13 protein-coding genes, 1 tRNA gene and 2 pseudogenes are annotated in these 18,442 nt (G+C 68.1%); 5 read left to right on the top strand and 11 right to left on the bottom strand.

Annotated features, from left to right (window positions below):
- Positions 1–27: 27 nt before the first annotated feature.
- Positions 28–1,314, top strand: a complete 1,287-nt coding sequence (locus AC1UKG_RS13385; protein WP_482641803.1) for an IS256 family transposase — start codon at positions 28–30, stop codon at positions 1,312–1,314.
- Positions 1,315–1,455: 141 nt separating this feature from the next.
- Here AC1UKG_RS13385 and AC1UKG_RS13380 read toward each other — a convergent pair whose 3' ends face one another.
- Positions 1,456–1,926 carry a hypothetical protein gene (locus AC1UKG_RS13380; protein ID WP_482641802.1) on the bottom strand — a complete coding sequence of 157 codons (471 nt, stop codon included), beginning with the start codon at positions 1,924–1,926 and terminating at the stop codon, positions 1,456–1,458.
- A gap of 254 nt (positions 1,927–2,180) precedes the next feature.
- Between AC1UKG_RS13380 and AC1UKG_RS13375 the strand changes: the two genes are divergently transcribed.
- Positions 2,181–2,948 carry a Calx-beta domain-containing protein gene (locus AC1UKG_RS13375; RefSeq protein WP_482641923.1) on the top strand — a complete coding sequence of 256 codons (768 nt, stop codon included), beginning with the start codon at positions 2,181–2,183 and terminating at the stop codon, positions 2,946–2,948.
- On the opposite strand, the gene AC1UKG_RS13370 is transcribed toward AC1UKG_RS13375, so the two are convergent.
- Entirely contained in the window at positions 2,915–6,034 is a 3,120-nt protein-coding gene (locus AC1UKG_RS13370; RefSeq protein WP_482641801.1) for an AfsR/SARP family transcriptional regulator, read from the bottom strand. The two genes, AC1UKG_RS13375 and AC1UKG_RS13370, sit on opposite strands and share 34 nt — an antisense overlap.
- 223 nt (positions 6,035–6,257) lie before the next feature.
- Between AC1UKG_RS13370 and AC1UKG_RS13365 the strand changes: the two are divergent.
- Together AC1UKG_RS13365 and AC1UKG_RS13360 are read left to right on the top strand one after the other, a co-directional pair.
- Positions 6,258–7,411, top strand: a pseudogene (locus tag AC1UKG_RS13365) (MerR family transcriptional regulator).
- A gap of 113 nt (positions 7,412–7,524) precedes the next feature.
- Positions 7,525–7,596, top strand: a tRNA-Lys gene (locus AC1UKG_RS13360).
- On the opposite strand, the gene AC1UKG_RS13355 is transcribed toward AC1UKG_RS13360, so the two are convergent.
- From AC1UKG_RS13355 to AC1UKG_RS13345, 3 genes and pseudogenes are all read right to left on the bottom strand, one after another.
- Positions 7,571–8,128: a hypothetical protein gene (locus AC1UKG_RS13355; protein ID WP_482641800.1), complete on the bottom strand. Its 558-nt coding sequence runs from the start codon at positions 8,126–8,128 to the stop codon at positions 7,571–7,573. The genes AC1UKG_RS13360 and AC1UKG_RS13355 overlap by 26 nt on opposite strands.
- A gap of 76 nt (positions 8,129–8,204) precedes the next feature.
- Positions 8,205–9,206: pseudogene (locus tag AC1UKG_RS13350) on the bottom strand (recombinase family protein); the annotation flags it as partial.
- Positions 9,207–9,955: 749 nt separating this feature from the next.
- Positions 9,956–10,828: a replication-relaxation family protein gene (locus AC1UKG_RS13345; protein ID WP_482641799.1), complete on the bottom strand. Its 873-nt coding sequence runs from the start codon at positions 10,826–10,828 to the stop codon at positions 9,956–9,958.
- Positions 10,829–11,298: 470 nt separating this feature from the next.
- On the opposite strand from AC1UKG_RS13345, the gene gltX reads away from it, so the two are divergent.
- Positions 11,299–12,702: a glutamate--tRNA ligase gene (gene gltX, locus AC1UKG_RS13340; RefSeq protein WP_482641798.1), complete on the top strand. Its 1,404-nt coding sequence runs from the start codon at positions 11,299–11,301 to the stop codon at positions 12,700–12,702.
- Positions 12,703–12,732: 30 nt separating this feature from the next.
- Here gltX and AC1UKG_RS13335 read toward each other — a convergent pair whose 3' ends face one another.
- The 6 genes from AC1UKG_RS13335 to AC1UKG_RS13310 are packed head-to-tail and all read right to left on the bottom strand — an operon-like array spanning position 12,733 to position 18,426.
- On the bottom strand, positions 12,733–14,160 hold the full coding sequence (locus tag AC1UKG_RS13335; protein WP_482641797.1) for a hypothetical protein: 1,428 nt from the start codon (positions 14,158–14,160) through the stop codon (positions 12,733–12,735).
- Positions 14,157–14,780: an FkbM family methyltransferase gene (locus AC1UKG_RS13330; protein ID WP_025619730.1), complete on the bottom strand. Its 624-nt coding sequence runs from the start codon at positions 14,778–14,780 to the stop codon at positions 14,157–14,159. The genes AC1UKG_RS13335 and AC1UKG_RS13330 overlap by 4 nt, the downstream gene beginning before the upstream one ends.
- A 4-nt stretch (positions 14,781–14,784) precedes the next feature.
- Positions 14,785–15,756 (bottom strand): NAD-dependent epimerase/dehydratase family protein, encoded by a 972-nt coding sequence (locus AC1UKG_RS13325; RefSeq protein WP_482641922.1) that lies wholly within the window; start codon positions 15,754–15,756, stop codon positions 14,785–14,787.
- Between the two features lie 8 nt (positions 15,757–15,764).
- Positions 15,765–16,523: a phytanoyl-CoA dioxygenase family protein gene (locus tag AC1UKG_RS13320; RefSeq protein ID WP_482641796.1), complete on the bottom strand. Its 759-nt coding sequence runs from the start codon at positions 16,521–16,523 to the stop codon at positions 15,765–15,767.
- Positions 16,520–17,179: a class I SAM-dependent methyltransferase gene (locus tag AC1UKG_RS13315; protein WP_482641795.1), complete on the bottom strand. Its 660-nt coding sequence runs from the start codon at positions 17,177–17,179 to the stop codon at positions 16,520–16,522. The genes AC1UKG_RS13320 and AC1UKG_RS13315 overlap by 4 nt, the downstream gene beginning before the upstream one ends.
- Complete coding sequence (locus tag AC1UKG_RS13310; RefSeq protein WP_482641794.1) at positions 17,176–18,426, bottom strand: methionine adenosyltransferase; 1,251 nt, start codon at positions 18,424–18,426, stop codon at positions 17,176–17,178. Before AC1UKG_RS13310 ends, AC1UKG_RS13315 begins: the two co-directional genes overlap by 4 nt.
- Positions 18,427–18,442: the final 16 nt, after the last annotated feature.

The raw sequence follows: 18,442 nt of genomic DNA, 5'->3' as shown, positions 1-18,442 counted from the left end.
GTTGTGCCTGGTGAGGAGGGTGCCGTGATGACCGCGACACTGAACGATCAGACCGGACGTAAGAAGCGGCCCGAGTCGACCGCGGAGGCGAAAGCCGCCGTCGAGTTGGTCCGAGCCGCCAAGGAACAAGGGCTGTCGTTGACGGGCCCGGACGGGCTGCTCAAGCAGCTGACCAAGACGGTCCTGGAGACCGCACTGAACGAGGAGATGACCGAGCACCTCGGCTACGAAAAGCACGACCAGGCCGGTGTCGGGTCGGGCAACATCCGTAACGGCACTCGGTCGAAGACGGTGTTGACCGACGGCAACGGCCCGGTGCAGATCGATGTGCCGCGGGACCGGGCGGGCACGTTCGAGCCGCAGATCGTCCGTAAGCGGCAGCGGCGCTTGTCGGGGGTCGACGAGGTCGTGTTGTCGCTGTATGCCAAAGGCCTCACGACCGGGGAGATCAGCGCGCACTTCGCCGAGATTTACGGGGCTTCGGTGTCGAAGGAGACGATCTCCCGGATCACCGACAAGGTGCTCGAGGAGATGGCGGATTGGTCGCACCGGCCCCTGGACGAGATGTACGCCGCGGTGTTCATCGACGCCATCGTGGTCAAGGTCCGTGACGGGCAGGTCGCCAACCGGCCGTTCTATGCCGCGATCGGCGTCACCCTCGACGGCGACAAGGACATCCTCGGTCTGTGGGCCGGCGCAGGTGGTGAGGGCGCGAAGTTCTGGATGAGCGTGCTCACCGACCTACGCAACCGCGGCGTCAAGGACGTGTTCTTCCTCGTCTGCGACGGGTTGAAGGGCCTGCCCGAGGTCGTGACGAACGTGTGGCCCCGCACGGTGGTGCAGACCTGCGTGATCCATCTGATCCGCAACACCTTCCGGCTCACCTCCCGCAAGTACTGGGACGAGATCAAACGCGACATCAAGCCGATCTACACCGCCGTCAACGCCGACGCCGCCCGAGCGGCGTTCGACGACCTGGCCGACAAGTGGCGCGGCCGGTATCCGGCGGTGATCCGCTTGTGGGACAACGCCTGGGCGGAGTTCATCCCGTTCCTCGACTACGACCTGGAGATCCGCAAGGTCATCTGCTCGACCAACGCGATCGAGTCGCTCAACGCCCGCTACCGGCGGGCGGTCAAGGCCCGCGGCCACTTCCCCAACGAGCAGGCCGCGTTGAAGTGTCTGTACCTGGTGACTCGCTCCCTGGACCCCACCGGAGCAGGCAGAACCCGATGGACGATGCGCTGGAAACCCGCGTTGAACGCCTTCGCCATCACCTTCAGCGACCGCTTCCCAGCCGCTGAAACCTACTAACCAAGATCGCCGGAAACACCGCTAGCGAGACAGCCCCTCGACAGTTATCATCGGCTGTCTCAGTGAGGGGAGGGGTGACCAAGGCGCGCGCGTCGACTCCCGGGATGCCGGTCAGCGGCATCCCGGGAGCCCGGGGTGAGATCAGAAGCCGTGATTGATTCCGGTGAAGTTGTGGGTGACGCCGGCGGCGATGGTGTAGTTGTTTCCCCAGCCGCAGTACCAGGTCACTCCGTTGTCGAGGCAGAGGTGCATGGCGGTGACTCCTGGAAGCGGGGTGCTGGTGTCGGAGTAGGAGTAGGCCTGAATGGCCGTACCGTATGGGCCGAAGCGGCTCTGCCACCCGTCTCGCTCGAACCAGACGGATGCCCGCCAGCCGGCATAGCTGCTCCTGAAGGTGCCCTGGTAGTAGTTGTTGTCATTGCAGGTGCCGGCGACCGGGGTCTCGCGGACGGCGACAGCGGTGCCGATGTTTAGGGTGCTGGTGATGCTGGTGTTCACGCCGTCGCACCGTGCCTGTGCGGTGCTGGGAGACACCGCCAGTGATGCGAACGTGGCGCCGACAAGCCCCAGCATCGCGGTGATCGCACGCACCCTCGTTTGTCGCCTGAGCATGAGTTCTCCTTCCCTGGCACGGTCCGCTGGACCGTGTCGTTCCGGGCCTGACTCTCGATGCCCCCAATCAACGGCACCGCTGTTGCACCGGGGTTGTGGCGCTGTTGTGTGTGGTGGTCTGCCCGGTCCCTGCGACGGCCCGCCGCGGAAGCCAGACGGCGCCACAACCGCGCCACAACAGGCAGGGGCTAATCCTGGAGGTGACCCGTTCGACCAGCGCCGATCGGGCGCCAAGGAGGTGGACTATGAAGGGCATGACACGGCTGGTGGCGGTCAGCGCAATGCTGGTGCTGGCGGTGGCCGCCGTAGCGGTCGGTCCGGCTGTCGCGGACGATATCTGTGCGCCGCGCAGCATTGGCGTAAGCGACGCCACCCAGTTCGAGGGCGGGTTCTTCGCGGAGACGATGACGTTCACCGTGACATCCGCGGGCTGCGCGGGGGGAACCGTCCAGTATGCGACGGGGGTTGACCCAGGCGGTGCGATGCCAGTGGCTGAGCCCGGACTCGACTACACGCCGGTATCTGGTGAGTTGTCCTGGCTGCCGGGTGACACCACCAACCGCACGGTCGTCGTGGACCTTGTGGGTGACTACGCGATCGAGCCGGACGAGGTGTTCACGCTAGCGCTGTCCAACCCGGTCGGGCTGGCACTTGCCGACCCGGTCGGCCTGGGCACGATTCACAACGACGATGTCACGATCATGCCCCTTGGCAAGCCGCACTGCCTGGAATCGTGTGTGGCCTGCCGGCTGAGCGTGATCATATCGGAGCCGGCGCCGGTCGACCTGACCATCCACTTCGCCACTCAAGATGGTAGTGCGACGGCCGAATCGGACTACACCGGAGTCTCCAACGGGGTGCTCACCATACCGGCCGGGACGTCAGCGGCGGAGCTGAACATAGCGGTCCGCGACGACCAGGTGACGGAGCGGGACGAGTACTTCTACGTCCACCTCCACGCACCCTCGAACGGGAAGATCACCGAGGATCAGGTAGTCATGGGCATCGTTGACGATGACTGACATGATCGTGGGGAAACGTGGACGGCGCTGATGTCGGTTTCGCCGGTCAGCTTGCCGGCGAGCTGCTCCGCCTCATCGGTCGCGTTCGCCTCGCGGTACAGCCGAACAGCCGTTGACCAGTGGTGCTGTGCGGCACCTCGGCTGCCGGTCAGCTCCGCGAGGTCGCCGAGGTTGCGGTGCACATGTGCCTGCTCGTACAGGTCGGGTACGGACCGCCGAAGGCTGGCGCTTGCCGTCAGGCACCGGTGGGCCTCGTCGAGGTTCGCCAGGCGTAGCTGCGCCTCGCCGAGCTGGTTGAGGGTGCGCGCCTCGATGTGCCGGTGCCCCAGTCTGCGACTCATGGCCAGGGCCCGATCGAAATGTTCCACAGCCGACGCCGGATCGCCGCGCGCCAGGTAGGTGCGTCCGAGGTCGCTCAGGGCAACCATCTGGTAGCGGCGGTCGTCGGCTTCGCGGCTCACGGCAAAGGCTCCGTGGAAGCAGTCGAGCGCCGACTCGTGTCGCGTCTGCTGTAGGTACGCCTCGCCGAGGCTGTTCAACGTGCTCGCCTCGAGCCGGTGCAGACCGATGGATCGGCTGGTGGCCAACGCCGCGTGCAGTGGGGCGAAGCTGAGATCGGCACGGCCCATCCGGACATGGACGTACCCGAGGTTACGCTGGGCGGTCGCCGCGCCAGCCTGGTTGCCGCAGTGGTCGTGCAGCCGCAGCGCGGTCTCGTACGCCTCGATCGCGGCGGTGAACCGACGCAATTCGACGAATGCCCCACCGATGTTGTTGTAGACGTACGCCAAGCCGCTCTCGTCCCCGAGCGGCCGCAACAGCGCCAACGCCTGGTTGTGGCTGTCGAGTGCCCGGCTGAGCTGGTGCGTCGTGCGGTAGGCCACGCCAAGTGCCCGATGCATCTCGGCCTCGAGGACCGGATCGCCGACCCGACGGGAGGCCCGGACCGCGTGCTGGCACATCTCCACCCGCTCGGACCAGTCGCCGTGCACGTCGAAGTAGCTGGTCAGCAGGTAGGTCAGCTGGCATGCCGCGGCAGGCTGGGCGTGCTCCTCCGCGTACCGCACGACCGGCAGTAGATTCTCGCGTTCGGACTCGAGAAACGCGATCGCGTGCGCGCGAGCGGCGGGAAAGGGGAGCTCCGGAGCCGGATGACGCAGCACCGCGGTTACCCGGTCAAGACTGCTGTCGAGCACCTGGGTGGCCGTTTCGGCGCCGACGAGATACCAGTCGAGCAACCTCTCGGCCACCTCGGCGCGCATACTCGCGGGCTCGTCGGCCAGCGCACACCGCCGTGCGAAGAGCCGGACCAGATCGTGGAACTGGTACCGGCCGGGCCGTGGCTCGGCAACCAGATGTGCCGCGACGAGTTCGGCCAACGCGGGTCGCCACACGCCGGCGGGCAGGCCGCAGAGCGCGGCGGCCAGGGGTGCACCGAGGTGCGGCCCGGGATGCAGGCCGAGCAGCCGGAACAGCCGCATCGCGGGTACCGACAGCGACTGGTACGCGCTGGCGAACACCACACTGACGTCGCGGCTGCCGTTCTCGACGGACAGGTGGGCCAACCGGTCGTCGCCCGACAACTCCTCAACGAGCACCGCGATGGGCTGAGCCGGGCGCATCGCGAGCTTTGCCGCCGCGATCCGTAACGCGAGCGGAAGCCGACCGCACAGCTCGGCGAGCCCGGCCACCGCGTCGCGCTCTCGGCCTACCCGCTCGGCGCCGAGCATCTTCGCCATCAGGTCGGTCGCCTCGTCCTGGCTGAACAGGTCAGGGAGGATGGTGTGCACCCGGGTGTGCGTCACCAGGGCGACGAGGCTGTTCCGGCTCGTCACCACGAGCAGGCTCGCGGCGCTGCCCGGGATCACCGGCAACACCTGCTCGGTGGAACCGACGTCGTCGAGCACGACGAGCATGCGCTGGTCGGCGAGGACCGTGCGGTACAGGGCGACCCGCTCGGCCAGCCCGGTGGGAAGCCGGTCATCCGGTATCCCGAGGCACCTCAGCAGGACTGCCACCACCTCAGCCGGGGCAAGCGCATCGGCCCGGTCGTGGCCACGGAGATTGACGAAGAGCTGACCGTCCGGAAAACGGTCGGCGACGCTGCCGGCCCACTGCACCGCAAGCGACGTCTTGCCGATCCCGCCTTGGCCGCTGATCAGCACCACGGGCCGGACGTCATCGTGGCCTGCTTCGATGACACTGCTCAGCTCACCCAGCTCGGTGCCGCGGCCGGTGAAGTACCCCACCGGTGCCGGCAGCTGCGCTGGTCGGAGTGGCGTCGCCGCGACCGGGTTCCGGCCAAGAACGGTACCCGGCGCCCGTAGGTCAGCCGGCGCGGCACCACGTAGCAGCGCGGTGTGCAGATCTGCCAGTTCGGGCGACGGATCTACCCCGAGTTCCTCCGCGAGCCGAACGCGTAGCCGCTGATAGGCGTCCAGTGCCTCGGTCGGCCGCCCGGATCCCGTCAGGGCGAGCATGCGCAGGCCCACCAGCCGTTCCCGGGTCGGATCCGCGGCCAACAGCCGCTCTATGTCGCCGAGCGCCTCATCCGCTCTGCCGAGGCAGGTCAGTACCTCGCAGCGGTCCATCTGCGCGGCGAGTCGCAGGTCCGCCAGGCGCGCTGCCTCGGCCGCGGTCCATCCGATCGGTTCCGCGTCGGCGAGTGCCTCGCCACGCCACAACTCCAAGGCCTGTTCCATGGCGTCGGCAGCCCAACCGACCATACCGGCGGCCACGCCGTCCCGCGCCGCCCTGGTCTGCTGTTCGAACCGGTACGCGTCCACCGCCGTCGGGTCGATGGCGAGTAGGTAGCCCGGCTCCCGGGTCTGCAGTATTCCGCCCAACCCGCTCCCGTCGAGCGCGAGGCGCAGCCGCGCCACGTGACTGTGCAACGACCGGACGGCGGTTCGTGGTGGACAGTCCCCCCACAGCGCCTCAACGAGCCGCCACAGCGGCAGCACCGCGCCGGGCCGCAGGGCCAGGGCGGCCACCAGGGCACGATGCCGTCGACCCACCAACTCGGTCCGGCCGCGCGGTCCGATCACTTCGACGCCGCCGAGAATGCTGACCTGAACACCCGGCATCAAGGACCCCTCCCGCTATGACAGCCCAGGCCGTCGCGGCTGCTGACGAGTTGGCATCGAGACCGAAAGGAACCTGGCTCCGAGGCCGCCCTTCGACCAAAGGATAGGTAGGGACCGGCCGGGGTGGGCGGCTGGCGCGGGTACCGGACAGCCCAGACCACGGCGGGTGGCTCAGCACTTTCTGCTTGCGCCTCACGTAGCGGCAGGTCCCATAGTCGACGCCGTGGAGGATCACCTGACTGTGGGGCAAGCGGCCGAGCTGGCCGGCGTAACCGTTCGCACGCTGCATCACTACGACGAGATCGGCCTCCTACGGCCGTCCACCCGGACCGTGGCCGGACACCGGGCCTACTCGGCGGGTGACGTGGAGCGGCTGCGGGAGGTGCTCGCGTACCGGCGGCTTGGCTTCGGGCTGCGGGAGATCGCGGACCTGGTCAACGATCCGACCACCGACGCGGTCGCGCACCTGCGTCGGCTGCGCGGGTTGCTGCTGGACCAGCGGGACCGCGCCGTCGCCATGGTGACGGCCATCGACCGGGAGTTGGAGGCACGGGCGATGGGAATCAGGACGACACCAGCGGAGCAGCTGAGAGTGTTCGGCGCGCAGCTGTACGACGCGATCGGGTCCGCCTACCCAGCGACGCGGCGCACCGAGCCACGGATTGCCGCCCGGATCTGGGACGCGCTGGGAGACGCCCGTACGGTGCTGAACGTTGGGGCGGGCACCGGCTCCTACGAACCGCACGACCGTGAGGTCACGGCGGTGGAACCGTCGGCGGTCATGCGCGCGCAGCGTCCCGCGGGCGTGGCGCCGTGCGTGGCCGCCGCCGCGGAGAGTCTGCCGTTCGAGGACCAGTCCTTCGACGCCGCGATGGCGGTCAGCACCGTGCATCACTGGCGGGACCCGGTCGTCGGGCTGCGGGAGATGCGGCGGGTCGCGCGTCGGGTGGTGGTGTTCACCTATGACGCTGAGGACACCGGCTGGGGCAGCGGTTCTGGCTCACCCGCGACTACCTACCCCAGTTCGCGGACCTGCTCGTGGGCTGGCCGTCCCTCGCCGACCTGACCCGTGCGATCGGCGGACGCGCCGAACCGGTGCTCGTCCCGTGGGACTGCGCTGACGGCTTCTTCGAGGCCTACTGGCGCCGGCCCGAGGCGTACCTGGACGAACACGTACGCCGGGCGACGTCGGTCTGGACCAGAGTGGGAGCGCAGGCGGAGCAGCGGGCAGTCCGGTCGCTCCACGAAGACCTGTCGTCCGGGCGGTGGGCCGAGCGGAACCGCGACCTCGTCGCTCTCGACACAGCCGACCTCGGCCTCCGGCTGCTCGTAGCGGGTGGTGACGGCGGCGCCGCCGCCACTCCGGCGCGGACCTGAGTCGATTTCGCCACCGCCGCCGTCGCGACCCCGAGCCGGAGCTACGCCGTCTACCCGCGCCACCCAGGCGGCCCCTGGGCGGAGCCGGCGATCGGGTAACCTGGTGCCCCAGCGGGCCGTTAGCTCAATGGTAGAGCTGAGGACTTTTAATCCTTAGGTTCAGGGTTCGAGTCCCTGGCGGCCCACCGACCGCACCATTGTGCGAACCGGTGGTTCTTTCGAGATGCCCTCGTCCGTTTCGGGCGGGGGCATTGTCGTGTCTGTGGGGATCTTGAACACGGGTACGACTCCTTGGTCGGTGAGTTGGACTTCGGCGATGAGGGTCTCGATGGCGGCTTTGCGTTCTGTGGTGCTGCCGCTGGTCATGATGGTGCTGAGGTGGTCGCGGATGCGGGCGACAGTGCCGGGCGGTGGGGGCTCGAGCTGCGAGGTCAGGCCGGCGTCGAGTTCGGTGTGCCGGGCCTGGAGTTGAGCCAGCCGGTGGCGGAGTTCCCGGATGCGCGGTCCGGCGGTGGCGTCGTCCATGGTGCCGTTCTCGAACGCGGTGTGGTAACGGTCGATCGCGTTCTCGGTGGTGGTGATCTGGCGGGCGATGGCGGTGAGTTCGGCGCATCGGTCGTCGGTGGTGCTGTCGTGCTGGGAGTTGGCGCGTTCGATCATGGCGGCGAGGACGGGTTCGGCGGTGGTGTAGAAGTCGTGTAGGGCCTGCAGGATCATGTGGTCGAGGTCGTCGGCGGGGGAGTCGGGGTGCGGTGCAGGTGGCGTGTTTGCCGTAGCGGGTGCGGGTGAAGCAGGTGTAGTAGCGGTAGCGGCGGGTCCGGCCTTTGGCGGACGTGCCGATGTAGCGCTGTCCGCATTGGGGGCAGGTGAGTAGGCCGGTGAGGTAGTAGTCCGAGTCGGACTTGGCCCGCTGGGTTTGGATGTCGCCTCGTGCGTTGGCGATGTCCTGGGCGCGGCGGAAGGTGTCCCGGTCGATGAGTGGCTTGTGGGCGTCGGGGACGTAGACGTCGCGGTAGGCGATGTCCCCGGTGTAGGCGGGGTTGTCCAGGATCCGGTTGATGGTGTGTCCGGACCATTGTTTGCCGGTGCGGTTGGGGATGCCGCGGGCGTTGAGGTCGGTGGCGATGGCGCGGGTGCCGAGTCGGTCGCGGGTGTAGAGGTGGAAGATGTCTCGCAGGATGGGTGCCTCGTCGGGGTGGGGGACGAGGCGTTGGGTGTCTTTATCGACGAGGTAGCCGTAGGGGCGGGTTCCGCCGGCCCATTGGCCTTTGCTGGCTTTTGCGGTCATGCCGCTTTTCACCCGGTCAATGATCATGTTGCGTTCGAATTCGGCGAACACGGCGAGGAATTGCAGCATCATGCGGCCGATGGCACCGCCTGTGTCGACGGGTTCGGTGGCGGAGGAGAAGCGGACGTTGGCGGCGTCGAGGGTGGCGGCGAGGTCGACGAAGTGGGCGAGGCTGCGGCTGAATCGGTCGACTCGGTAGACGAGTAGGACGTCGTAGAGGCCGGCTTTCGCCGCGTCGAGTGCTTTCTTGAGGCCGGGGCGTTCGGTGGTGGCGCCGGAGGCGTCGTCTTCGAATTCGCAGACGATGACCCAGCCGGGGTGGTTGTCGACGTACTTTTTGAGGGCGGTGCGTTGGGCGAGCAGGCTGAAGGGCTGGTGTTCGTCGTCGGTGGAGCGCCGGATGTAGATGCACACCCGGCACGGGCCGGTCGAGTCTTCCGGCGGGGTGGTGGGGGCGCGTCGCCCACGCCGCTTCGGTGGGCTGGTGGGGGTGGGATTGCCTGGCATGGGGGTGGGTCCTTCGCTGAGATCGGGTGTGGGGTAGCCGTGGGCGGGCACACGCGGGGTGGGCCGCCGTTGGGCTAGGTTCAAGTGGCGAGGTCGGGGTGCTCACGCCGGAAGTGGTTGAGGAGGACGGCGAGGGCTTCGGCGGCGTTATCGAGGTCTTCGGCGGTCATGGGAATGGTGTCGACACGTGCGATACGCATCGGAATCGTCGTTTCCTTATTGTTGGTGGGGACGTGTTTCGCACCGCCGTTATTGTTCGCGGTGCCGGGATACGGTTCGTCAGGATAGCTCCGGACGGCGTTTTCGTCGTCATACGACGGGGTGGCCACGGTCCTCCGAAAAGCATGTGAAGCTGCGGGGGTCGGAGTCCTTCGTTCATGCGGTTTCCTCTCTTACGCGGAGTCGCGCGACTGATCTGATTGATGCGGAAGAGGCGACTCGTGGCGGGTCGCTGTATCTGGCGTCCGGGAGGCGGGGACGGTACCTCCGAGCGCTGTCACCGGGAAGTGATTCGGACTGTCAGCGACTCGCCACAACTCACACGGGCTCCTGGAGAGCCGCTGACAGTTTCGAATGCTTGCTGTCACCGCGAGCGCAGAGGTACCTTCCGCCCTCCATCGTTGGGAGCCGGCGCGGACAGCTACCGCTCGCCGCGCCTGGGCGGTCGGGTCAGCGGCGGGGCGGTCCTTGTCGCCCCGCCTGTGCGCGCGTGTCCGGCCGCCGTGCGTGGTTCGGCGCTTAGCGGGGGGTCAGCTGGTCTGTTCAGCGCCGCTACCGGCGGGGAGGTCGGCTAGGCGCATCGGCGCCCCGTGGTGGCGGTGCGGCCACCACACGGCTTCGGCCGGGTTGATGCCGGTGACCTCGGTGTGCACGGCGGTGGCCGCCGGGTAGATGGTTCCGGTCGCGGCGAACTCCTGGTGCAGGTGCCGCTCGCGGGCTGGGGAGTGCAGCCAGAACAGCACCGGCCAGAGGCGGCCGGTGACGTGCGCGAGGTCCCGGTAGCCGTCGATCTTGTCGACCAGGCGGGACAGCGGCCGTTCGGTGCCGAGGTCGTACTCCAGGAAGAACGGCACCCTGCGGTCGCCTTCGACCCAGATGCCGTGTCCGTCCGGCTGTGACCTCGGCTGGTAGACGCGCACGGTGACGTCGTGGTCGGGTTCGGCGAAGGCACCCATCTGCTGGCAGCGTCCCGCCGGCCACCAGCGCACCAACGAGCTACCGGGATGGGTACGGGCGTGACCGGCCAGAGCGGTGAAGAAGCCGTTGACCCCGAGCAGGTGCGGCAGGTTCGCCCGTCTCGTCAGGTGCCACCGCCTTCTGCGGGCCTGGTCTCTGCGCGGCAGGTCGTCGCCGCGCTGCGCGGCGACGACCTCGACGCCGAGTTGCGCCAGCACGTAGTGGTAGGGGTAGGAGCCGCCGTCGGGCTTCTGCGGCCGGAACCGTTCCACTACCCCCAACTTCTGCGTCAGCGCCCGCAGGCGTTCCTGGGCGTAGTCGACCGACGGGTAGAGGGCTTCGGCGACCTGGAAGGAGGTGAGCACTCCGTGGTCGGCCAGCCAGCCGAGCAGGACGAGATCACGGTCGGTGAGCTGGGACTGGACTCGGAGCAACGGGTCAGGCATGCGTCACCACCAGCCCGAGGGGGGAGAGACCCAGTCGGAGGGTCTGTCGCAGCACGACAGACGCTGCTGACAGCGGCCCTGACCTGGGCTGTGAGCCGAACCGGGGGTCCGTTCGGGGGTCCTGTTGAAGCGGGACGCCAAGTGGGAGCCCCAGCAGGACCCGCAACGGGAGGTCAAGCCCACCGCTGTCAGCGGGAGACGTCGAAGATGCGGTAGCCGCCAGTAGCGGTGGCGATGAGGGTCGATGCGTGGACATGGTTTACTCCAAGGTGACGGTGTTCGTGGATGGGACGGCGTTGCGCCCGCCGTGTTGGTCGGGATGCGGAGGCCAGCTGGCGGGCGTTGACGAACCTGCCCCGTACCTCGTCGCCGAGGCCCGACGACGAGGACAACCTGTTGTTCCCCTCCGGGAAGCTCCGCCCCCGGATATCAGTCAGCTCGCCCGTCGGTGGTTCGGTAGCCTGCTAGCCGTGGCTAGTTCCGATCTCCGCGTGCGCTTCGCGCCCTCCCCGACGGGTATGTTCCACGTCGGCAATGCCCGGTCCGCTCTGTTCAACTGGGTGCTGGCCCGACAGTCGGGCGGAACGATCGTGTTGCGGATCGAGGACACGGACGCGGCGCGGAACCGGCCGGAATGGGTTCAGGGCATTCTCGATGCGATGGAGTGGCTTGGGATTGGCCCGAGCGAGTACGAGGGCCCGCTGTTCCAGTCTGACTACACCCAGCACCACCGGGAGGCCATCGACCGGCTCATCGCCGCGGGGCGCGCTTACTACTGCGACTGCACCCGGGATCAGGTCAACGCGCGTACGGGGAGCGAATACCTGGGCTACGACGGCTTTTGCCGCAGTCGGGGCCAAACCGTCGGAGAAGGCCGCGCTCTGCGCTTCCGTACGCCGGACGAAGGCTCGACCGTGATCGTCGACTTGGTGCGGGGCAAGCCGACCGTTGACAACGTGCTGATCGAGGACTTCGTGATCGCGCGCGGCGACGGCTCTCCGGTGTTCTTACTGGCGAACGTGGTTGACGACATGGTCATGGGGATCACGCACGTAATCCGGGCTGAGGAGCACTTGCCCAACGCGCCGAAGCAGCAGCTGCTCTGGGAGGCGCTGGGGACGGAACCACCGGTGTGGGTACACGCGCCGATTCTGGTGAATGAGAAGCGGCAGAAGCTCTCCAAGCGCCGCGACCGGGTCGCCCTGGAGGACTTCCGCGCCGAGGGGTACCTCGCCGAGGCGATGCGAAACTATTTGATGTTGCTCGGGTGGGCGCCGTCCGGTGACCGGGAGATCCTGCCCTGGGACGACATCGTGACCGAGTTCCGGCTGGAGGACGTCAACCCCTCGCCGGCGTTCTTCGACGTGAAGAAGCTCCGCGCCTTCAACGGGGACTACATCCGCGCGTTGTCGGTTGAGGCGTTCGTCGAGGCGTGCCAGCCGTGGCTGACCGGTGAGAATGCGCCGTGGCGGCCGGAGGCATACGACGCCAACGCGTTCGCTGCTGTCGCCGAACTGGCGCAGACCCGGATCGCGGTGCTCTCCGAGATTGTGCCGATGGTCGATTTCCTGTTCCTCGATGAGCCGACCACCGACGAGGCAGCGTGGGCGAAGGCCATGAAAGCCGACGCCCCGGCGCTACTTGCGGCCGTGGTCGAGGCGTATGAGACGTGCGAGTGGCGGGCCGAGGTGCTCAAGTCGACGCTAGAGGTGATCGGTGCGGAACGGGGACTCAAGCTCGGCAAGGCGCAGGCACCGGTACGGGTCGCGGTGACCGGCCGTACTGTCGGGCTGCCGTTGTTCGAGTCGATCGAGATCCTCGGACGTGAGCGAACCGTTGCGCGCCTGCGAGCCGCCCTCGACCGCCTGCGTTGACCTTTCGTGTCCGGCGGATCGATCCGCCGGTCATCCTGGTCGTCGATCCGCTCCGCTGGCGAATCCAGCGGTGCCCTTGACCGGCACGCTCCGTCGTGGGCTGAAGATGGGTGCCGGTGTCGCGGGCAGGCCGGCGGTGGGCTGCGTGTCGAATGGCGGCGCGAGGTTGCCGAAGTCGGTGCCGAGGACTTCGTCGCTGAGCCGGAATACCTCGGGTGCCCAGGGCCCGACCCTGCCACCGGCCGGGAGTTGGTCGCTGACCAGGGTCGCGGTCAGCAGCCAGCCGCGCGGGGACGGGGAGATGACGAGGGTTCCGTCAGCCCCCAGCGGGTCGGCGACCAGTCGATCGCCAACCCAGCGGATCGATGTCTCCGGCGGGACATGTTCGTTGGCGCGGGTAGCAGCGCCGAAGATTGTGCAGGTGGTCCCGGCGGTGAAGGTTTCCTCAGCCAGCCGCTCGACCGCACTGATGTCGGGCTCAATTCCCGCTCGTGCGAGCAGGTTGACGGCGTGCAGTAGGACCCGACGGTCAGAGGGCGCGGCTTCCATGGCGGAGGTGAGCCGGGCGTTGAAGTCGGTGGGGATGAACCCGTTGACCGTGAGGATGCCGTCAACGGAGAAGCCACCGCGGTAGCCGAGGCGCTCGCGCAGACTGGCTCCGATTCGATCGGTCTGTTCGGCGAACTCAGCGGTGTCGTCGAGGATGGGAACAGCGCCAGCGCAGAGAAAAGTGCCTCGTGCTGGCCGGGGCAGAGTCACGAGTTCCATGGGTGGAAAGGGGACGATCCTGGTGGTAAGGGCCAGCCCGTGCAGGCGCACCGGGACCCCTTCGAGGAAGGGCATGAGCCGGACGCGCCAGGTGCCGGGCTCGACGGTGGGGATGGTCTCTGGTGGTAGCCCGCCGCGCCACCACCAGATGCCATCGCCGCCAGCGGACGGTCCGGCACCAATCGGCTGGTAGGAGCAGACGACCCCAGTGCCTTGATCGACGATGGCCCCGAGTCTGGCGAGGTCAGCAGTGCCATCGCCGACGATTGACTGCGCTCGGGGCACCCCGGCGGCATCCCAGAGTGCGTCGACCACGGTCTTGTCCTCGAAGAACTGCCACGCGGGTTGTCTGGCGCCGATCCGCTGCCGGGCCCCGGAGCGCGGCGGATCGAGTGGGTCAGGGAGAAGGAGCGCCGCGGTGTTGTCGGGGTCGAAGGCGTCGGCCGGTCCGGCGAGCCAGCCGGAGCCGTCGAGCCCGCTGATGGCGTGGTGTTGCCACGAGAGGTGGTCGGAGGCACCGCGCAGGGGCCGGCGCCGGGCCGCGGGCGGCGCGTCGTCCAGAGCGAGGGCGAGGCATCGGGTCGAGCCGAGCAGGTCTTGCCAGGCTGCCGCGTCGTCGGCACGACCGCAGACAACGAGCACCTTGCCGGAGGGGAGTAGCCGGTTGATCGGCAGACCGCGCCTGCTCATCGGCGTCGCCGCCATGGCCGGTCCGCTCGGTGCAGGATCAGATTCGCGGGTGTCTCGTGGACCACCTTGTAGGTGTCCGGTCCGAGGTGGCGGTGGATGGTGCGGCGGTGTCGGTCGGGGTGTTTGTCGTCGAATTCGACGATGACGAGGGCGGGCCGGTGCCGGGTGTGGTCGAAGGAGTCCCAGACGTCGAGTTCGGTGCCTTCGACGTCGATGCTGAGCAGGTCGATCTGGTCGATGCACCACTGGTCGAGGAGATCCTCCAGGGGGCGGCAGGCGACGAGGATCTCCTGGTAGTCGGTGCCGCGCCGTTGCAGACCGGACCACGAGGGCTTGTGGGCGTACATGCCGAAAGGCCAGAGTCCGGGGGTGGTGGATACGGCGCAGGTTTCCACGGCGCAGCAGCGCTGCCGGAGTCGTTGGTGGTTGCGGGGATCGGCGTCCACGCAGAGACCACGCCAGCCACGGCGCTCGAAGTAGAGGCTGTTGCTGCCGCGTGCACCGTCGCCGGCACCGATGTCGACGAAGACGCCGTGCGTCGGGAGGTGATAGTGCTCGGCGAGCCAGCGATCCTCGCCCCATTGCGAGTGGAACGGCGCGGATTGGGTGTAGGGCAGCATGCCGTTACCCCCGCCACCGGTGAATCAGGTCCTGCTCACGGGCATGATCGAGCCAACGCTGTGACCAGCCGCGCCGCAACGCCTGCCAGCCGAGCGCGTCGGTAACGCTGTCGGGCAGGGGTCGGAGGGTGAGGCCGGCACTGGCGGCCCGGCTGTTGTTGACCGACATGAGTGCCAGTTCGGGGCTGCTGGTGGGCAACCACAGGGGGACCTCGGTCCATGGCTGTAGGCGGTGGGTGAGCGCGAAGTCCTCGCCGACCCGGAAAGGGGTTACAGCTCGGCTGGCGCGGGTCAGTACCGTGTCGACCAGGGTGCGGGCGGTGGTTCGGGCGCCGGCGACGTTGACGACGCCGGCAAGTTGCTGGTTGACGGCGTCACGCAGGAATCGGGCGACATCGCTGGCATCGATAAGCTGGACGGGCTGGCGGTCATCCATCGGGACCAGGACATCGCCCCCGCGCAGTGCGTGCTCCAGCCAGTAGGCGAGGCGTGCGCTGTCGTCGTATCGGCCGATGACCAGGCCGAGGCGCGCGATGAGCAGGGTTACGTTGATCCGGTCGAGGCGACGTCGGAGGTATCGCTCGCAGCGGAGTTTGCGGGTGGCGGAGGCACGTACCGGGTGGGAGGCGTCAGCTGCGATCGTCGGTGCCCGTTCGGTCAGGCCGTGTCTGGCGGATGCTCTGCGGTACACCCCGCACGTGGAGAGCAGGATGTACTGGTTGACGTTGCCGAGCAGGGGCAGAACGGGGCGCAGGTCATCAACGTCCCCGGCACTGGTGTCGATGACCCCGTCCCACGGTCCGGCGAGGACCGTGGTGGCTTCGGTTGTCGGTGCGCGCCGGTCGGTCAACACGTGCCGCACGAGCCCGGCGAAGGGCGATGGTGAACGGCCCCGGTAGAGCACAGTGATGTCGTCTCCGCGCCGCAGACACTCCTCCACGATGTGACGGCCCACGAAACGGGTGCCGCCGAGCATAAGGATCTTCATTGGCGTTCCCCGTCGCCCGGGCTGGTGGGGCTGTAGCCGAGCACGAGTAGTCGGCGTGGATGACCGGAGGTGTTTGGCCCGCTGGCATGGACCAGGGCCGCATCCCAGACCAGAACCGTTCCGGGTGCGGCGACCAGGGTGACGGCCGCCGTGTCGGGCGCGACGGTATCGGGTACGACGGGTCCCTGGCAGGCGGTCGGGATCATCTCGATGGTGTCGCGGTGGCTGCCGGGCCAGACACGGAGCGCGCCGGCTGTTTCGGTGCACCGGTCGAGGCAGACGGCGACGGTCACCACCCGTCGGTAGCCCCGGGTTGCGTAGTAGGCGGCGTCGGTGTGCTTACGGACCGCTTCACCGAGCACCGGTAGCGCTGCCCATCCGGCGGTGAGGTCGACGGTCTGCTTGTACATCAGCTTGTTGTCCACCAGCTTCGGGGCCGCGCCGAGCAGGTCGGTGACGACGGCGAGCAGCGTGGGACTGTCGGCCACCGCCGTCACAACCGGAGATAGGTCGACCACGGGCTTGACCTTGAGCACATACGGCTTGCCGTTGGCGAGGCGCCACCAGGTGACCCGCGGGTCGCGCGTCCTGGCCGCCACCATCTTGGCGAGCCGGTCACCGAGGAGGGCGTCAGCCTCGACGCGGAAGTCCTGGATCGTGGTGGGTGGGATCAGGCCCGGCAGGACGAGGTATCCGTGTGCGGCGAACCGGTCGATCTGCTGCGCGGAAACCGCCGAAGCGAGCGGCGAGGTCATCGGGCACCGCCTTTCGTGGCGATCGGGATCAGGAATTCACGGCTCGGTTTGGTCCAGTGGTTTGGGGTCTGCTCGGCGGGCATGGTGCGCGGGTAGGCGGTCCACTGCGCGAAGTACCGGTCGAGAACATTCCGGCGGGCCGGACCGATCGAGGTGCCGCTGTGGAAGAAGCTGAACCGACCACCTGGGCGGAGGCAGCGCACCGCGACGTCAACGACGAACTCGGTGAAGTCGGAGTCAGCGTGGCCGTCCGGCGGCCAGGTGTCGTACATGATCGCGTCGAAGACGCCAGTTGGCAGCGTCACGAGCTGCCACGGGTCGATGTACACCCGCGCCGGCGCGTCGAGAGTGTCGATCACCCGTGTGCGTGCCATCAGCGCCACACCAGGGTGCGGTTCAATCGCCGTGTACGAGCCGATTTCTCGTTTCGACAGCTGGGTGGCGAACACACCGAGCCCGAGTCCGACCTCCAGGACGTTGGGGCGGGCGAACCCCTCGGTGAGTCGGGTGACGTGCTCGCGCATCAGCTCAGCCTCAGCGAAGAACATCACGTACTGCGAGCCAACGCGGAGGCCTTCGGAATCGACGACCGCGGGCTGGTCGCGTAGGGCGGCGATGTGCCGTTGGTGCACCTCGGACAACGTTTTCGTCGTCATAGCGGTACTCCGTTGCGGAACCGGGCCAGCGGTTCGGCGGCGAGAAAACGGGCAGCGAAGGTGGAGGCCCCGGCGACGGCGCGGCGCACCACTTCTTCGATCTCAGTCACGGTGGTGGCGTCGACCTCGCGGTCCACCGAGACCAGGACGTGCGCCGGGTCATCGAGCTGGCCACCGTTGCGTGCGGTGATCGTGACCTCGGCATACGCCGAGGTTTCGGCCAGCATTCGCTCGGCGGCCTCGGCGGCGAGCGCGGTGTAGATCTTGCCCGCGTGGTGGACCGGGTTCTTGCCGGCGGGTGCTTCGCCGCTCGCCGGACGAAGCGGCTCGATGACCCCGCTGTACCGGTTGCCCCGTCCGACCGCGCCGCAGTCGCCCTTGCCGAGCGAGGTGCCGAACGGTGCCAGGTATCCGCGACCCGGCAGATCCTTTGTGTTGAGGTGCAGCGACAGGCTGGTCGTGTTCCAGGCTCGGGGCTCCTGGTCGAGCAGGGACTTCAGCTCGGCGGAGGCGGCGCTTTGAGCCTCGGCGAGCGCTGCCCGGTATGCCGGCCAGGAGTCGACCAGCTCGGGATGGAACGGCACGGCAGCGGTGACTTCCAGCGCCGAATTGATCCGGACCACCATGACTTTCACGTCGGTTCCGGCAGCGGGTACGACCCGTCGGAATCCCTCGTCGGTGAGTCGCCGTTCCAGCCGTATCGCGAGATCGGCGGCGAGGCCGCGGCGGCTGGTGCCGACACAGACCACGGTGTCGTTGGCGACTGACTCCGTCGCGAGCACGGCGTTGATGGCCGATGCCGTGTCGGGGCGGTAGAACTTCGGGTCGTGGTCAACGGCGGTGCCACGGGTGTTGTTGATGTGCAGGCGGAGGTGTTCGAGGATCCGGCGGTCGCCCAGCGCGGCCGGTAGTACATCGAGGACCACGGACCGGAAGATCTCCTCGATCGGCACCTGCGTGGCGCCGACCCGATCGGTGATCTTCCCGAAGAGGTAGCAGTCTGCCGGCTTGAGGATGTCGAAGCCACCAAAGCGGACATCGGCGGCGGCGCCGACGAGGTTGACCTTGTCCACCCAGTGGTTGGGGATGGCGCCGAACTCGCGCAGGCACCAGGAGGAGTAGCGCTGGGAGAAGGCGTCTGCGAGCAGGTCGGCAAGGCTGTCCGGATGGCCGACGCCCTTTCGTTCGGCGACGTCGAACGGCTGGTCGTCCGGGTCGACGCAGGCATGACGGATCGAGATCTGCATGTGGGATGCCCTTCGG

It is taken from the genome of Salinispora sp. CH2A1_6 (genome assembly GCF_056820975.1).
This window is presented reverse-complemented; position numbering and strand designations above follow the sequence as displayed.

Coding starts and splice junctions, on each gene's coding strand:
- AC1UKG_RS13375 (WP_482641923.1), top strand. CDS start 2,181: ATGACACGGCTGGTGGCGGTCAGCGCAATGCTGGTGCTGGCGGTGGCC.
- AC1UKG_RS13385 (WP_482641803.1), top strand. CDS start 28: ATGACCGCGACACTGAACGATCAGACCGGACGTAAGAAGCGGCCCGAG.
- AC1UKG_RS13335 (WP_482641797.1), bottom strand. CDS start 14,160: ATGAGCAGGCGCGGTCTGCCGATCAACCGGCTACTCCCCTCCGGCAAG.
- AC1UKG_RS13380 (WP_482641802.1), bottom strand. CDS start 1,926: ATGCTCAGGCGACAAACGAGGGTGCGTGCGATCACCGCGATGCTGGGG.
- AC1UKG_RS13355 (WP_482641800.1), bottom strand. CDS start 8,128: ATGATCCTGCAGGCCCTACACGACTTCTACACCACCGCCGAACCCGTC.
- AC1UKG_RS13325 (WP_482641922.1), bottom strand. CDS start 15,756: ATGCTCGGCGGCACCCGTTTCGTGGGCCGTCACATCGTGGAGGAGTGT.
- AC1UKG_RS13320 (WP_482641796.1), bottom strand. CDS start 16,523: ATGACCTCGCCGCTCGCTTCGGCGGTTTCCGCGCAGCAGATCGACCGG.
- AC1UKG_RS13345 (WP_482641799.1), bottom strand. CDS start 10,828: ATGCCTGACCCGTTGCTCCGAGTCCAGTCCCAGCTCACCGACCGTGAT.
- AC1UKG_RS13330 (WP_025619730.1), bottom strand. CDS start 14,780: ATGCTGCCCTACACCCAATCCGCGCCGTTCCACTCGCAATGGGGCGAG.
- AC1UKG_RS13310 (WP_482641794.1), bottom strand. CDS start 18,426: ATGCAGATCTCGATCCGTCATGCCTGCGTCGACCCGGACGACCAGCCG.
- AC1UKG_RS13370 (WP_482641801.1), bottom strand. CDS start 6,034: ATGCCGGGTGTTCAGGTCAGCATTCTCGGCGGCGTCGAAGTGATCGGA.
- AC1UKG_RS13315 (WP_482641795.1), bottom strand. CDS start 17,179: ATGACGACGAAAACGTTGTCCGAGGTGCACCAACGGCACATCGCCGCC.